14 protein-coding genes are annotated in these 13,749 nt (G+C 61.5%); 6 read left to right on the forward strand and 8 right to left on the reverse strand.

All coding sequences use genetic code 11. The annotated features are described in order from the left end of the window. Positions 1 to 16 precede the first annotated feature (16 nt). The 7 genes from BM151_RS07345 to BM151_RS07375 all read right to left on the reverse strand — a co-directional run bounded on the left by BM151_RS07345 (position 17) and on the right by BM151_RS07375 (position 6,741). Complete coding sequence (locus BM151_RS07345; protein WP_090059574.1) at positions 17 to 1,084, reverse strand: ABC transporter ATP-binding protein; 1,068 nt, start codon at positions 1,082 to 1,084, stop codon at positions 17 to 19. Positions 1,085 to 1,162: 78 nt separating this feature from the next. Beyond that, positions 1,163 to 2,383 (reverse strand): ABC transporter substrate-binding protein, encoded by a 1,221-nt coding sequence (locus BM151_RS07350; RefSeq protein WP_218151340.1) that lies wholly within the window; start codon positions 2,381 to 2,383, stop codon positions 1,163 to 1,165. 79 nt (positions 2,384 to 2,462) lie between these two features. After that, positions 2,463 to 3,215: an SDR family NAD(P)-dependent oxidoreductase gene (locus BM151_RS07355; protein ID WP_218151341.1), complete on the reverse strand. Its 753-nt coding sequence runs from the start codon at positions 3,213 to 3,215 to the stop codon at positions 2,463 to 2,465. Between the two features lie 24 nt (positions 3,216 to 3,239). Then, positions 3,240 to 3,971 carry an SDR family NAD(P)-dependent oxidoreductase gene (locus tag BM151_RS07360; protein ID WP_090059580.1) on the reverse strand — a complete coding sequence of 244 codons (732 nt, stop codon included), beginning with the start codon at positions 3,969 to 3,971 and terminating at the stop codon, positions 3,240 to 3,242. Further along, entirely contained in the window at positions 3,968 to 4,810 is an 843-nt protein-coding gene (locus tag BM151_RS07365) for an ABC transporter permease (RefSeq protein WP_090059581.1), read from the reverse strand. The genes BM151_RS07360 and BM151_RS07365 overlap by 4 nt, the downstream gene beginning before the upstream one ends. A 3-nt stretch (positions 4,811 to 4,813) precedes the next feature. Continuing rightward, the gene (locus tag BM151_RS07370) at positions 4,814 to 5,725 is read right to left on the reverse strand and encodes an ABC transporter permease (RefSeq protein ID WP_218151342.1); all 912 of its coding nucleotides are present in this window, start codon (positions 5,723 to 5,725) and stop codon (positions 4,814 to 4,816) included. Continuing rightward, entirely contained in the window at positions 5,725 to 6,741 is a 1,017-nt protein-coding gene (locus BM151_RS07375) for an ABC transporter ATP-binding protein (RefSeq protein ID WP_245781136.1), read from the reverse strand. Before BM151_RS07375 ends, BM151_RS07370 begins: the two co-directional genes overlap by 1 nt. Before the next feature lie 82 nt (positions 6,742 to 6,823). Between BM151_RS07375 and BM151_RS07380 the strand changes: the two genes are divergently transcribed. Further along, positions 6,824 to 8,041 (forward strand): GntR family transcriptional regulator, encoded by a 1,218-nt coding sequence (locus BM151_RS07380; RefSeq protein WP_143093063.1) that lies wholly within the window; start codon positions 6,824 to 6,826, stop codon positions 8,039 to 8,041. 10 nt (positions 8,042 to 8,051) lie between these two features. Here the strand turns inward: BM151_RS07380 and BM151_RS07385 are convergent, their stop codons facing one another. After that, on the reverse strand, positions 8,052 to 8,969 hold the full coding sequence (locus tag BM151_RS07385; protein WP_090059586.1) for a LysR family transcriptional regulator: 918 nt from the start codon (positions 8,967 to 8,969) through the stop codon (positions 8,052 to 8,054). Positions 8,970 to 9,399: 430 nt separating this feature from the next. Between BM151_RS07385 and BM151_RS07395 the strand changes: the two genes are divergently transcribed. The 5 genes from BM151_RS07395 to BM151_RS07415 are packed head-to-tail and all read left to right on the forward strand — an operon-like array spanning position 9,400 to position 13,652. After that, complete coding sequence (locus tag BM151_RS07395) at positions 9,400 to 10,179, forward strand: 5-oxoprolinase subunit PxpA (protein ID WP_090059589.1); 780 nt, start codon at positions 9,400 to 9,402, stop codon at positions 10,177 to 10,179. A gap of 28 nt (positions 10,180 to 10,207) precedes the next feature. Continuing rightward, complete coding sequence (locus BM151_RS07400; RefSeq protein ID WP_090059590.1) at positions 10,208 to 10,441, forward strand: acetyl-CoA carboxylase; 234 nt, start codon at positions 10,208 to 10,210, stop codon at positions 10,439 to 10,441. Position 10,442: 1 nt separating this feature from the next. Continuing rightward, entirely contained in the window at positions 10,443 to 11,819 is a 1,377-nt protein-coding gene (locus tag BM151_RS07405) for an acetyl-CoA carboxylase biotin carboxylase subunit (protein WP_090059592.1), read from the forward strand. After that, positions 11,816 to 12,691, forward strand: a complete 876-nt coding sequence (locus tag BM151_RS07410) for a 5-oxoprolinase subunit B family protein (protein ID WP_090059594.1) — start codon at positions 11,816 to 11,818, stop codon at positions 12,689 to 12,691. The genes BM151_RS07405 and BM151_RS07410 overlap by 4 nt, the downstream gene beginning before the upstream one ends. Beyond that, positions 12,681 to 13,652 (forward strand): 5-oxoprolinase subunit C family protein, encoded by a 972-nt coding sequence (locus BM151_RS07415; RefSeq protein ID WP_090059595.1) that lies wholly within the window; start codon positions 12,681 to 12,683, stop codon positions 13,650 to 13,652. Before BM151_RS07410 ends, BM151_RS07415 begins: the two co-directional genes overlap by 11 nt. Positions 13,653 to 13,749: the final 97 nt, after the last annotated feature.

The raw sequence follows: 13,749 nt of genomic DNA on the forward strand, positions 1-13,749 counted from the left end.
GTCTCCTGTTGGATGATTAAGCGTGAATGAGAGTGACCGAGGCCGGGTCGATGCCGAGGGTCACCGGGGCACCCGGAATGAGCGCCCGGACCTCGGGGCGATCGGCGCTGACCTCGACCGCGACCTCGCGATCGCCGGGCAGACGGACCTTGAGATGCCCGACCGCGCCGACCAGCTGGCGTTCGGCCAGGGTGCCGTCGAGGCGGATTTCATCGGGCGTACCCAGGGGCGCGATGCGGAAGGCTTCGGCCGGGACCACGGCCAGGGTCTCGTTCCCCTGCCCCACGCCCTCGAAAGTGCCCAGAGGGGTTTCCAGACGACCGAAGCCCGCAGCCCCGGCACCCCTGGGAATGCCTTCGAACACCGTGTTCGAGCCGATGAAATCGGCGACAAACGGCGTCGCGGGCCGGCGATAAAGTTCTTTCGGCGGGGAAATCTGTTCAACCACGCCATTCGACATGACCACCACCCGATCCGACAGGCCAAGTGCCTCGGACTGGGCATGCGTCACGAAGATGAAAGTGATCCCCAGTTCGCGCTGCAACAGCTTGAGCTCGTTCTGGATGATCCGCCGCAGGTTCGCGTCAAGTGCACCGAGCGGTTCGTCAAGCAACAGGATCTCGGGTTCGACCACCAACCCGCGCGCCAGGGCGATCCGTTGGCGCTGGCCGCCCGACAGCTTGTCAGCCTTGCGGTCGGCGAAAACCTCGAGATCGAACATGTCGAGGATGCGGTCCACCTTGCGGTCGCGTTCCGCCCTGGGCGTGCCCTTGACATCCAGCCCGAAGGCCACGTTTTCGCGCACCGTCATATGTGGAAACAGCGCATAGTTCTGGAAGATCATCGAGGTCGGGCGTTTTTCCGGCGGCACATGGGTCACGTTGTGCCCCATCATCATCACCTCGCCATTGGTGATATCTTCGAATCCGGCGATCATCCGCAGGGTCGTGGATTTGCCACAGCCCGACGGGCCGAGAAAGGCCACGAACTCGCCCTTTTCTACCTTGAGATCAAAATCGGAGACGGCAACGGTGCCGTCTGAATAGGTTTTGCCGACGGAAATCAGCTCGAGGTCATGGACCATGGCGGGCAACTTTCGATTTTCAAGCGTTTGCAATGGGCGGGCGCCCGAAGAGGTAGGGAGAGCGCCCGCCGTCTCGGATCAGGCGTTCAGGAACTCGTCCCAACGCATGATCAGGTGATCGTACTCATCCGGCCACTGGTGCCAGTAAGCGACGTTGGAGGCGCGCTCTTCGAGCGACCCGCCATCGCGCAGATCCCCCGGGTTGATGCCGCGCTCGGCCTCGCCTTTCCACGGCTGGCCTTCGTACCAGAAGGCGTATTTGTCCGGGTCCATTGCCGCTTTGATGTTGGTCGAGGGCGAGTAGTAGCCCTGTTCCGTCACGGCGATCCCCGGCTCACCCGAGAGCCAGAAGTTGGCATAGGCGATCACGGCTTCGCGGTTCGGCGTGCCCTTGAGCATCGACGGGCCGATGGCCCAACCGCGATAGCCCTCTTTCGGGGTCGCGTATTTCGCCGGTTTACCTTGGGCTTTCACCGCCATGACGGCCGGCTGCCAAGCATCGCAGACCACCATTTCGCCGGAGGCCATCAGGTTCACCAGCTCGCCGAAATCGCCCCAGAGCGCACGGAACTGACCGGCTTTCTTCTTGGCAATCAGGAATTTGGCAGCTTCGTCGATCTCAGCCATCGTCGGGTTGCCCGGGTTCTTGGCTTCCAGAAGGCCCAGCGAATTCATTGCCAGGACGGCCTGACCGATGGCGATCAGCGGATCGACGTTGAGGCCGGATTTGCCCTTCCATTTTTCGTCGAACAGCGCGGTCCAGGTGTTGGCTTCCTCAGCGGAGAGCACGTCCGGATTGTAGCCGATCGAGTCATAGTTATAGACCGCCGGCACCATGTAGAGCTGGGTCTGCGCCTCATCGGCCCAGATCTGGCCGGAGATTTGCGCGCGGGCGTCCCATTTCGGGTCGGTCTTGGTGAAGGTGTCGCGGATCGAAGCCCAGTTCGGCAGCTCGGCCGCCGGAATGGTTTCGACATTGTCGGTGGCGATCAGCGCCGGCAGACGTTCGCCGATGATTTCCCAGCAATCGTAATCCGAGGAACCGGAAAGGATCTTGGTCTGGGCATCCGGGTAGGTCGAGGGCGTGCCGGAGGTGGCGCCGACACCGGTCTGTGCCTTGAACATCTCAAGGATGCGGTCCTGCACCGTGGTCGACAGACCGGTGGTGCGCAGCTCCTGATCGGACAGGTTCGCGGCATAGGCCATGCGCGACCACGGATGGATACCGGACCCGAGAGCCGCGGCGCCGGCAGCGGCCCCGTATTTCAGGAAGGTGCGGCGGTTGGAAGTCAAAGTCATTTTCATTTTCCCTATTGGTGAGAGCTTGACGTTGAGTGTGGGCTTGCGGGGCGTTCATCACCCCTTGTCGTTGGCGTTCTCAGTAGCGGCCGGGGGTCAGCCCCCCATCCACCGTGATGACCTGACCGGTCAGGTAAGAGGCATCTGAGGACGCAAGAAACTTGATGACATTAGCGATCTCGGAGGGCTCGCCGAGACGTTTCATCGGGATGTAGGGCGAGGCGATCTCGGCCGCGTCCGGCCCGAGGCTATGGCCCGGGTTCAGAAGCTGGGCGGTCCGGATATACCCCGGCGCCACGCCGTTCACGCGGATGCCCTTGTCGGCGAATTCGACGGCAAGACCACGGATCAGACCGATCACACCGGATTTGGCGGTCGAGTAATGGACATGCTCATCCCAGCCGTAATTCGTGCCCATGATCGAAGAGAGACAGATGATCGACGCGCCTTCCTTCATCGCCGGAAGCGCCGGGCGAATGACCCGCAGCATGCCGTAGAGATCGACATCGAGCGTCTCGTGCCAGGTTTCATCACTCATCTCCGCCATCGGCACGCGCAGGGCGATACCGGCATTGGCGACGATCACGTCGATGCCACCAAAGCGCGCGTTGAGATCCCCGACCAAGGCGTCGGCGGCCTCGGTCGAACGCACGTTGAGCGCCTGGAATTCGGCGGAACCACCTGCGGCTTCGATCTCGGCGACGGCCGCAAGCCCCTTGTCTTCGAGCACATCGGTGACGATCACATGATCGCCCTGGGCGCCAAAGGCCAGGGCCGCGGCCCGACCGATGCCGATGCCGGCACCGGTGATGAGAACAATACGTTTATCCATTTGATCCATATCCATTTTCTGGGGTCAAAGCATGACGTCGCCGGAATTCGGCCCGAGCGTCTGTCCAACAAAGAGCGCCGCATCGTCGGAGACGAGGAAGGCGACGACACCGCCGACCTCGGCCGGGCTGCCAAAGCGCCCGAGCGGCAATTCGGCGCGTTTCGCGGCTTTCCAGTCTTCGGAAAGCGCCTCGACCAGCGGTGTGTTGATCGGCCCCGGGGCGACGGCATTCACCCGCACGCCCTTGTTCGAGACTTCGCGGGCCAGCGATTTGGTCATGCCGATCACCGCGGCCTTGGCGCCGGCGTAATGGGTCAGCTCCACGCCGCCGATCTGGCCGAGCTGCGAGGCGATGTTGACGATATGCCCCGCGCCCTTCTCGAGCATCGCCGGCAGGCAGGCCCGGGTGCAGAGGTAATTGCCGCGCACATGCACCGCGAAAATCTTGTCGAACATCGCCGGCTCGATCTCGAGGAACAGCGCCTGATGGCCGAAGCCCGCATTGTTGACGAGGATCTCGGGCGCGCCGAAGTCTTCGGTCACGGCGGCGACCATGGCATTGACCGCGCCCTCGTCGCTGACATCGGCGGCATAGGCCTTGGCGGTGCCGCCTGCGGCCTTGATCTGGGCGACGGTGTTCTCGGCGGCGGATTGCGAGAGATCGTTGACGGCGACCCTGTGGCCCTCGGCGGCGAGACGGATGGCGATGGCGGCGCCGATGCCGGAACCGGCGCCAGTGACAAGCGCGATCATCATGCGTCCTCCTGACCGGTAAAGCGGGCGGCCTTGGCGGTGAAGCGTTTCATCAACAGCCCGTAGATCACCAGAAGCGTGAAGCTGAACAGCGTGGTGAGCACCCCGAAGGCGAAGATGTTGGGATAGATCTCCACCGAAAACGTGCCGTAGATCGCCAGTGGCAGGGTCAGATCGCGCCCGGCGGTGAACAGCGTGCGGGCAAATTCGTCATAGCTGAGCGTGAAGCTGAACAGCATGGCCGAGAGCACGCCCGGGAAGATGATCGGGAAGGTCACGCGGCGGAAGGTCTGCGCCGGGCTGACGCCCAGGGAGAGCGAGGCCTCTTCGACGGTGCGGTCGAACCGGTTGAAGATGGCGAGCATCACCAGGAAGGCGAACGGATAGGTGTAGACCACATGCAGGACAAAGGACGTCCCCCACCAGGCCCGGGCAATGCCCAGCGTATTGGACAGAAGTGCCATGCCGAGGCCGACCAGAACACCCGGCACCATCATGCCGAGGATGATCAGGTAAAAGGCCGGGCCGGATCCCTTGAACTTGGTGCGGAAGGCTTCGGCGCTCATCACGCCCAGAACGGTGGAGACCACGGTGGTCATGAAGGCCAGAATGATCGAGCGGATCAAGCTGTCGCCGACCGGCAGCTGCGACACGCGCGAGGTTTCGGCCATGCCAAGCAGATGCTGGTACCAGTAGATCGACCAGTCGCGGATCGGGAATTGCGGACCGCCGTCGATGCTCTGGAACGACAGGATCGCCAGCACGATCATCGGACCGTAGAGAAACAGCAGGAAGGCGACGGTATAGAGGGCGAGTGTGGGGCGGAGGATACGGGATTCCATGGCTCACATTTCCTTTCGCAGATCGACGAGACGCAGGGCGAGCGCGATCACGGCGGTGATGATGATGGTGAGAACCACACCGGCGACGGCGGCAAAGGCCCATTTCAGCGAGCCGACCTGGCTCACGATGATATTGCCCAAGAGGTTGGTCTTGCGGCCCGACAGCGAGGCGGCGGTGGCAAATTCGCCCAGAACCATGACCGAGACAAAGATCGAACCGACCATGACCCCCGGCAGCGAGAGCGGCAGGATGATGCGGCGGAAGATCGTCCCGAAGGAGGCGCCGAGATCGCGCGCCGCCTCGATGACAGAGACATCGATCCGTCCGAGCATGAAGGTGATCGGCCCGACCATGAAGACGCAGTAGATCTGGGTCATGCCGACGAGCACGGAAAATTCGGAGAACAACAGGAAGGTCAGCGGTTCATGGATGATCCCGAGCTTCATCAGGATCATGTTGATCGCGCCCTCGGTGCCGAGCATCGGGCGCCAGGCGATGACCCGGATCAGGAACGAGGTCCAGAACGGGATGACGCAGGCGACCAGGAGCGCGGTCTGAAGCGTCTTGTTGCGCACGAACAAGCCGATGAACAGCGCCACCGGATAGCCCACGACGATGGTCGCCACCAGAACGATCGCCCAGATCCGAAGCGTCGTCCAGATCGCGCCGAGATAGGTGGCGGAGCTCAGAAAGCGTTCCCAACTCGCCGTCGTGAGGGTGGAGTTCACCGAAAAGGTGGTCTGGGTCCAGAAGGACACGTAGATCACCATGGCCATCGGCAGCACCATGAACAGCGCCATCCAGACAAGGCCCGGCGTCAAGAGACCGAGTGCGCGGCGACGATCCTTGCGTTCGCGCAGCTGCGCAGGGGAAAGGGCGGGCGTGTCGGGGGTTTCTGTCGTCAGGGTTGACATCAGGCGGCTCCGTGGAATTGACGCAGGGCGTCGGGGGCGAAATGAAGGGCATAGCGCGCGCCCTCGTCGAGCTGCGGCAGGCGCGGCTGGCTCAGGTGATCGATGATCTGCAACAGGGTGCCGTCATCGGCCCGGAAGAAGGACAGCGCGGTCGGACCGTTGAATTCCCCGGTCAGATATTTGGCACCAAGCGTGAGACGCCCCTCGGGCACCTGGCCTTCGGCGCAGACATCGATCTGGTCAAAGCGCACGGCGATCTGGCCCTGCCCCGCGCCGCACAGGCCGGCGTCGAAAATGTTCCAGGCATTGAGATGGCGGGCGGCTTCGGCATTCATCGGCTGGTTGAACAACAGGTCCGGCGTGTCCGATTGCATGATCTTGCCATCGGCCAGAACCGCGACCTTGTCGCCCATGGTGAGCGCCTCGGTCTCGGAGCCGGTGACATGCAGGAAGCTGACGCCGAGCCGTTCGCGGATCGCTTTCAACTCGTCGCACATCCGCGCCCGCAGGTTGGCATCGAGCGCGCCGAGCGGCTCGTCGAGCAACACGATCCGCGGCTCACAGACCAGGGTCCGGGCCAGGGCCACACGCTGACGCTGACCGCCCGAGATGGCGCTCACCGCGCGATGTCCGAACCCGGTCAGACCGACGAGCTCCAGCGCGGCCTCGGTGCGATCCTTGATCTCGGTCTCGTTCTTGAGCGCATCATGGGTGCGGTGGCGCAGACCGAAGGCGACATTCTCCGACACGCTCAGATGCGGAAACAGGGCAAAGTTCTGAAACACGAAGCCGATGTCGCGCAGATGCGACGGCTGGCCGTCGATCCGCTCGCCATTGATCGCGATCTCACCGCGATCCGGCTCTTCGAACCCGGCGATCAGACGCAAGAGCGTGGTCTTGCCCGCGCCCGAGGCGCCGAGCAGCGACATGTAAGTGTTTTCCGGCACCGTGAAATTCACCCCGTCGAGGGCGACGGTGTCGCCGTAACGGCGGCTCACGCGAGTGAGTGTCAGCACTGATTTTCCCCTGATCTGTATTTTTCGGTTTTTTGAATACAAACATCGATTCATAGACTCTCGTAAAGATAAAAAATGATCTTTGCATTACAAAAATCATTTTATTGGACTTATCGAAGTCGTGGAAGACGCGCAATTTTACAACAATTTCAGGAGCATTTATGGAAATTGCTCAAAAATGACGCAAAACTTTAACGCGTCAAAATTTTCGATTTTCGCATACAAAAATAAAATGCTTCCAACAGAAGAAGCACGCTTCTATGGTTTTCGGGACAGAATCCATGACGAGACCGAGATGCCGATTACAGCCGACCACGCACGCAACACGGAGGACTCCGACAAACGCGCGCCGCTGTTCGAAGTTGCCGCGGAGTTCATCCGTCGCAACATCGCGTCCCGACACCTCTACCCTGGCCTCGTCCTGCAGGAGAGCGCGCTTGCCGAGCGGCTCGACATGTCCCGCGCCACCGTCAAACGCGCGCTCGAGATCATCGAGGACGAGGGACGAATCGAGAAGTTCAGCGGCCGCGGCTTTCTCGTTTCCGGCGCGAGCGCAGAGCCGAAACGCGATGACCTGAGACAGATCGAGCTCGACCTCTCGACCCTGAATGACACTGTCGGCAAACCGAGCTGGCTGCGGGTCTACGACGATGTCGCCTACCACGTCACACGCAGCCCGGTGTTTGGCCGCTATCGCATCTTCGAGGCGCAGATGGCCGAGGAATACGGCGTGTCGCGCACGATTATCCGCGACGTCCTGGGCCGCCTTCAGGAACGCGGGCTGGTTCAGAAGAACCGCACCTCGCGCTGGGTCGTAGAACCCCTCACCTCGCAGAAAATAAAAGATAAATACGAACTTCGGAGCATCCTCGAAACGGCGGCGCTGGCCTCGGCAAAACTGCCTGCAAAAAAGCTAAGCGCGCTGGCAGAAGAAATCCGCACGCTGCCGGACGGCACCCGCCTCACCCCGGAAGAATGGTTCTCTTTTGATCGCCGTTTTTTCGAACTGGCGGTCCTATCGACCCCGAATGTCGACCTGGCGACCTGCGCCTCCGGCAACCGCATCGCGCTCGAAGCCTGTCAATCCGCGCTCTTCTCGCTCGGCCTGCCACCGGACAACCAGTCCATCCTCGAGCTCGGCAAGGTCATCGAGCTCTCGCTTTCGGGCTCGGCCGCGGCCGCCGCCAGCATGCTCACGATGCATCTCGAAAAGGCCAGAGACCGCACGATCGCCCAGTTGAAGATCACCGCAATCATCGCACCGCCGCCAGATTTTCCCGCCTATCTGCAATTCAGCTGACGGCGCCATCCTAGCTCCGGTGCCCGAGATGTCCCATTTGCGGAGCCTGGAACGCGTCCATGAAATAGTCGAAGAAGACCCGGGTTGCCTCGCTCCAGTCTCGCCCCTTGCGCCAGGCGAGGCCGACATCCATCGACGGGATCTCGCGATCGGTGACCACGGTGCCGATCCGGCGCCCCTCGAGCGACCATGGCCGGTGCACCATATCCGAAAGAATTGTCACGCCCTGGCCATTGGCCACCATCGAGCGCACGGCCTCCGTCGACGAGGTGCGCAGCTTCACTTTCGGGGTCAGCCCGGTCGGCCCCCAGTATTTCATCGAGGTATGCGCCGCCTCGTCCACCGTGAGCATGATGTAATCCTCTTCGGCGATCTCTTCGAACGTGGCCTGCCCCTGAATTTGCAGCGGATGGTTCTGCGGCACCCAGAGCCGGCGTTGCGAACGCAACAGGGTTTGCGTGTCGAGCTCCATGCTCTGGGTGTTCGAGGTCAGAACCATGGCCATGTCGAAACGATCGGTGATCAGCCCCTCCTCGATGCTTTCACGATTGAGCTCGCTCAGCCGGATCTCGAGCCCGGGAAACCGATGCTTCAGCCGGTCGAGATGAAAGGGCAGGAAATACCCGATCACCGTATAGGTGGCGGCAATGTTGATCACGCCTTCGATCTCGGAATGGCCGTGCACCACGTTGCGGGCCATGTCGACCTTTTCCATGATCTCCCGTGCAGCGCCCAGAAGCTCGCGTCCGGGCGCGGTCAGCTCCATGCCATGGGCGGTGCGCACGAACAGAATGGCGTCGAGATCCTGCTCCAGATCCCGCACCGCCGAGGTGATCGAGCTTTGCGAAATCCGCAGCTCGCTGGCGGCGCGACTGACCTGCCCCAGCTCCGCGGTGGCAATGAAATATTTCAGCTGGCGTAGATTCATGTTCACCTCCCCCTTCGGATTCTCCGAAACCGCTCGCGTCGAAATCGCGACATATCATGCCCGAACACCGGATCAGCGTAAATTTCGATTTTTGATATATACATTATCGAAAAATCAGAACAACCATGAGGCGACCCGGTTCTCAAAATGCCCGAATTTTGGACAAAATCATAGATTTTCGGATATTTTTCCGATCTGCCTGTCGATGCATAATTCGGAAAATTCGATAATGCATGCTCTATATTTTGAATTTTACAAACAGCCGTTTTCTTTCCGATGCTGTGTCCAACGAAACGGAAGCGTTTCACCAAATCGCCTCGACAAAAGATCTGGCGAGAGATTTGGGCGAAACGCAGAACACCAAACATTGCGCGCGCCTCGCCCTTCTCTGGGGGCTCAGGCGAATGGCGTGACGCTTTAAGGACCAGACATGCAAACGATCATCGACCTGAATTGCGATATGGGCGAGGGCTTCGGCCATTGGGTTCTGAGCGAAGCTCCGGATGAGGAGCTGATGTCTCTGATCTCCTCGGCCAATATCGCGGCGGGCTTCCATGCCGGCGACCCCAATTCGATGGACCGGGTGATCAAACTGGCTCAAGATTACGGCGTCGGCCTCGGGGCCCATCCCGGCTACCGCGATCTCCAGGGGTTCGGCCGCCGCTATATCAAGACCACACCGGAAGAACTCGTCAACGACATCATCTATCAGGTCGGCGCGGTGCGCGAGTTCGGGCGCCGTCACGGCATCCGCCTGCAGCACGTCAAACCCCATGGCGCGCTTTATATGGAGGCCGCCGTCAACGAAGACCTGTCGCGCCACATGATCGAAAGCCTGGCCGCGATCAGCGGCGATCTCTTGATCTTTTGCATGGGGGCCTCGAAAACCTTTGAGGTCGCCAAACGTCTCGGCCATCCGGTGATCCGCGAATTCTATGCCGACCGTGATTATGGCGATGACGGTTCGATCGTCTTCACCCGGCGCGTCTCCCGCCCCGACCCGGAGGAGATCGCCCAGAAATGTTTACGTGCCTGCGTCGAGGGCAAGGTGACGACGGTCACCGGCAAAGATATCGACATCGCGTTCGAGTCGATCTGTTTCCATTCCGACACCCCCGGCGCGGTCGACATCGGGCGCGCCATTCGCAAGAGCCTCACCGAGAACGGGATCAACATCGCACCGGCTTCTGCCGTGCTCGAGACCGCCTGAAACCGGCCCCAACAACAGGGAAAAGAAAATGAGCGACATCCAATCTCCCCTCCCCGGCACTTTCTACCACAAGCCCTCCCCCGAAGAGCCGCCGTTCAAGGCGCCGGGGGATGCCGTGGCCATCGGCGATCAGATCGGCCTGATCGAAGTGATGAAAACCTTCATCGCGGTGAATGCCGAGGTGGCGGGCACGTTCAAGGGCTATAGCGTCGAAGATGCCACCCCCGTCACCGCCGGAGCCGTGCTGGCGGAGCTTGACTGACATGGCGATCGAAAGACTGTTCATCGCCAACCGTGGGGAGATCGCCGTGCGCGTGGTGAAAGCCGCGAAAGTCTTGGGCATCCACACGATCCAGGCGCATTCCGAGGCCGACACCGAGATGCTGGCCGTCAAGCTCGCCGATGAGGCGATCTGCATCGGGCCGGCACCGTCGAAAGACAGCTACCTGAACATTCCCGCCATTCTCGAGGCCGCAAAGACCACGAGAGCGGATGCGATCCACCCCGGCTACGGCTTTCTCTCGGAAAGCCCCGCCTTCGCCCGCGCCGTCGAAGAGGCCGGCCTGATTTTCGTCGGGCCCTCTGCCGACACGATCGAGCGCATGGGCGACAAAGTTGCGGCCCGTCAGGCTGCCGAGGCCGCCGGCGTGCCGGTTGTCCCCGGCTCTGACGGGCGGATTGATGTGACCGAAGCGTTATCCGTGGCCGAAAAGATCGGCTATCCGGTGATGATCAAGGCCGCCGCCGGTGGCGGTGGGCGTGGCATTCGTATCGCGAAAGACGAGGCGGAGCTGAAGACCCTCGCACCGCAGGCCAAGGCCGAAGCCGAAGCCGCCTTTGGCGACGGCGGCCTCTACATCGAACGCGCGATCCTGTCGCCGCGCCATATCGAGGTGCAGATCCTCGGTGACGGTGAAAACGCCGTGCATTGCTATGAGCGCGAATGCTCCCTGCAACGCCGTCGCCAGAAGGTCTGGGAAGAAGCCGGCGCCATGTGCCTCGATGACGCGACACGCGAAAGCCTCTGTGCCTCTGCTGTCGCGCTTGCAAAAGCAGTGAACTATCGCGGCGCGGGCACGCTGGAATATCTCTATGACGAAGCCGCCAATGAGTTCTATTTCATCGAGATGAACACCCGCATTCAGGTCGAACATCCCGTGACCGAAATGGTCACCGGCGTCGATCTCGTGGCGGAAATGATCAAGGTCTGCGGTGGCGCGAAACTGTCGATGACCCAAGATGAGATCCAGAAGACCGGCCACGCCATCGAGGTCCGTCTCTGCGCCGAAGATCCCTACATGAATTTCATGCCCTGGCCCGGTGTCGTGTCCACGCTCAAGGAACCCACCGGCGAGGGCGTGCGCTTCGATCACTTCCTCTCCGAGGGCTATCAGATCCCGCCCTTCTACGACTCGCTTCTGGGCAAGGTCATCGTCCATGCCGACACCCGCGACGCGGCCATCGACAAGCTGGTCAACGCGCTCGAAGAGATGGAGATCGGCGGCACCAAGACCACCGCAGCCCTGCATCTGGCGCTGGCATCCGATGCGGAGGTCCGCGCGGGGGCCTTCCACACCCAATGGCTCGAGCCCTGGCTCGAGGACGGCAACCTGTCCGCAACCAAAGGAGACGCCGCATGAAAACGCGTTACACATATGGCGGGGACGAACATATCTATGTCGAGGTCGACGATGAAATGTCGCTCGACGCCTTCTTCATCGCGCTCTCGCTCTCCAATCTGGTGCGCGCGGCCAATATCCCCGGCGTGACCGAGATCCTGCCCGCCAATGCCTCTTTCGAAGTGCGCTTTGATCCCGATGTGATCGCCCCCGACGCGATGATGGCGAAGATCAAGGAATTCGAACATCAGGCCGAGGCACAGGAAAAGCGTCTCGACACCCGGATCATCGAAATCCCGGTCTATTACGAAGACCCCTGGACCCATGAAACGCTGATGCGGTTCCGCGAACGGCATCAGGACCCGACGGGCAGCGATCTCGACTATGCCGCCCGGATCAATGGCTATGACACGGTCGCCGATTTCATCGAGGCGCATCACAGCCAGCCGTGGTTCGTCTCCATGGTCGGCTTCGTCTCCGGGCTGCCGTTCCTGTACCAACTCGTCGAGCGCGAAAAACAGCTCGAAGTGCCGAAATACCTGCGGCCGCGCACCGACACGCCGAAGCTGACTGTGGGCTATGGCGGCTGCTTCTCCTGCATCTATTCCGTGCGCGGCGCCGGCGGCTACCAGATGTTCGGCATCACGCCGATGCCGATTTTCGATCCGGAGCAAAAGATCAGCTACCTCAAAGACTTCATGGTCTTCTTTAAACCCGGCGACATCGTGAAATGGAAACCCATCGACCGCGCCGAATACGACCGCATCACCCAGGCGGTCGAGGATGGCAGCTACACGCCGCGCATCGCCGAGGTCGCATTCGATCTCGACGCGTTCAACCAGGATATGACCGGCTTCAACGCCAAACTGATGGAGGCCCTCAATGACGCTTGAGATCATCAAACCCGGTCTGGCGACGACCATTCAGGATCTGGGCCGCCCCGGTTATTTCCACCTCGGCATTCCCGAAGGCGGCGCGATGGATCGCCTGGCATTTCGGGCCGCGAACATGCTTGTCGGCAATGACGAAGGCGCCGCGGGATTGGAAGCCGTGTTCATGGGGCCGGAGATCAAATTCGGCACCGAGATGAGCGTGGCGGTCACCGGCGCCGAGATGCCGATGATGCTCGATGGCGAGCCGCGCGAGACCTGGACCTCCTTTACCGTCAAACCCGGTCAGGTGCTGTCCTTCGGCTTCCTGAAAACCGGCGCGCGGATCTATATCGCTGTCTCCGGCGGCATCGACACGCCGCCCGCGCTTGGCTCGCGCTCGACCTATCCGATCGGCGCCCTGGGCGGGTTCGAAGGCCGTGCCATTGCCGCAGGCGATGTGATCCCAGTCGGCAACGGGTCGGTGATGGCGGAGGGGCGCGTGGTCCCCGATGCGCTCCGCCGCCGCCCCGGCTCTCCGGCCGAATTGCGCGTCCTGACCGGCCTCTATTGGCACCGCCTGACGGAAAAGAGCCAAAAGGCGTTCTTCGACGACGATTGGGTGGTCGCGCCCGAGGCCGACCGCATGGGCTACCGCTTCCGTGGCGGTCAGCCGATGGAATTCGTCGACCGCCCGCAGCCCTTTGGCGCAGGCTCCGACCCGTCGAACATTGTCGACGGCTGCTATTCCTACGGCTCCATTCAGGTGCCCGGGGGCCTCGAGCCCATCGTGCTGCACCGTGATGCGGTGTCGGGCGGCGGGTACTTTACCCTCGGCGCCGTGATCTCCGCCGATATGGACCTGATCGGCCAGTTGCAGCCGAACACGCCGGTGAAGTTCAAACGTGTCGAAATGGACGAAGCCCTGGCCGCGCGCAAGCAACGCAAAACCATGATCGAAGACATTCGTCAGGCCCTCGCATGAGGGGCTGACGCTCTCCCCCGCGAAATCTCTCAGCACGATGTAGTGTCTGCTCACCCTTGATGCGGGCTGTCATTTGCAAACCATTTGTGGTTCAAAT

It is taken from the genome of Celeribacter neptunius (genome assembly GCF_900113955.1).
In the GTDB taxonomy this organism is placed as follows: Bacteria; Pseudomonadota; Alphaproteobacteria; order Rhodobacterales; family Rhodobacteraceae; genus Celeribacter; species Celeribacter neptunius.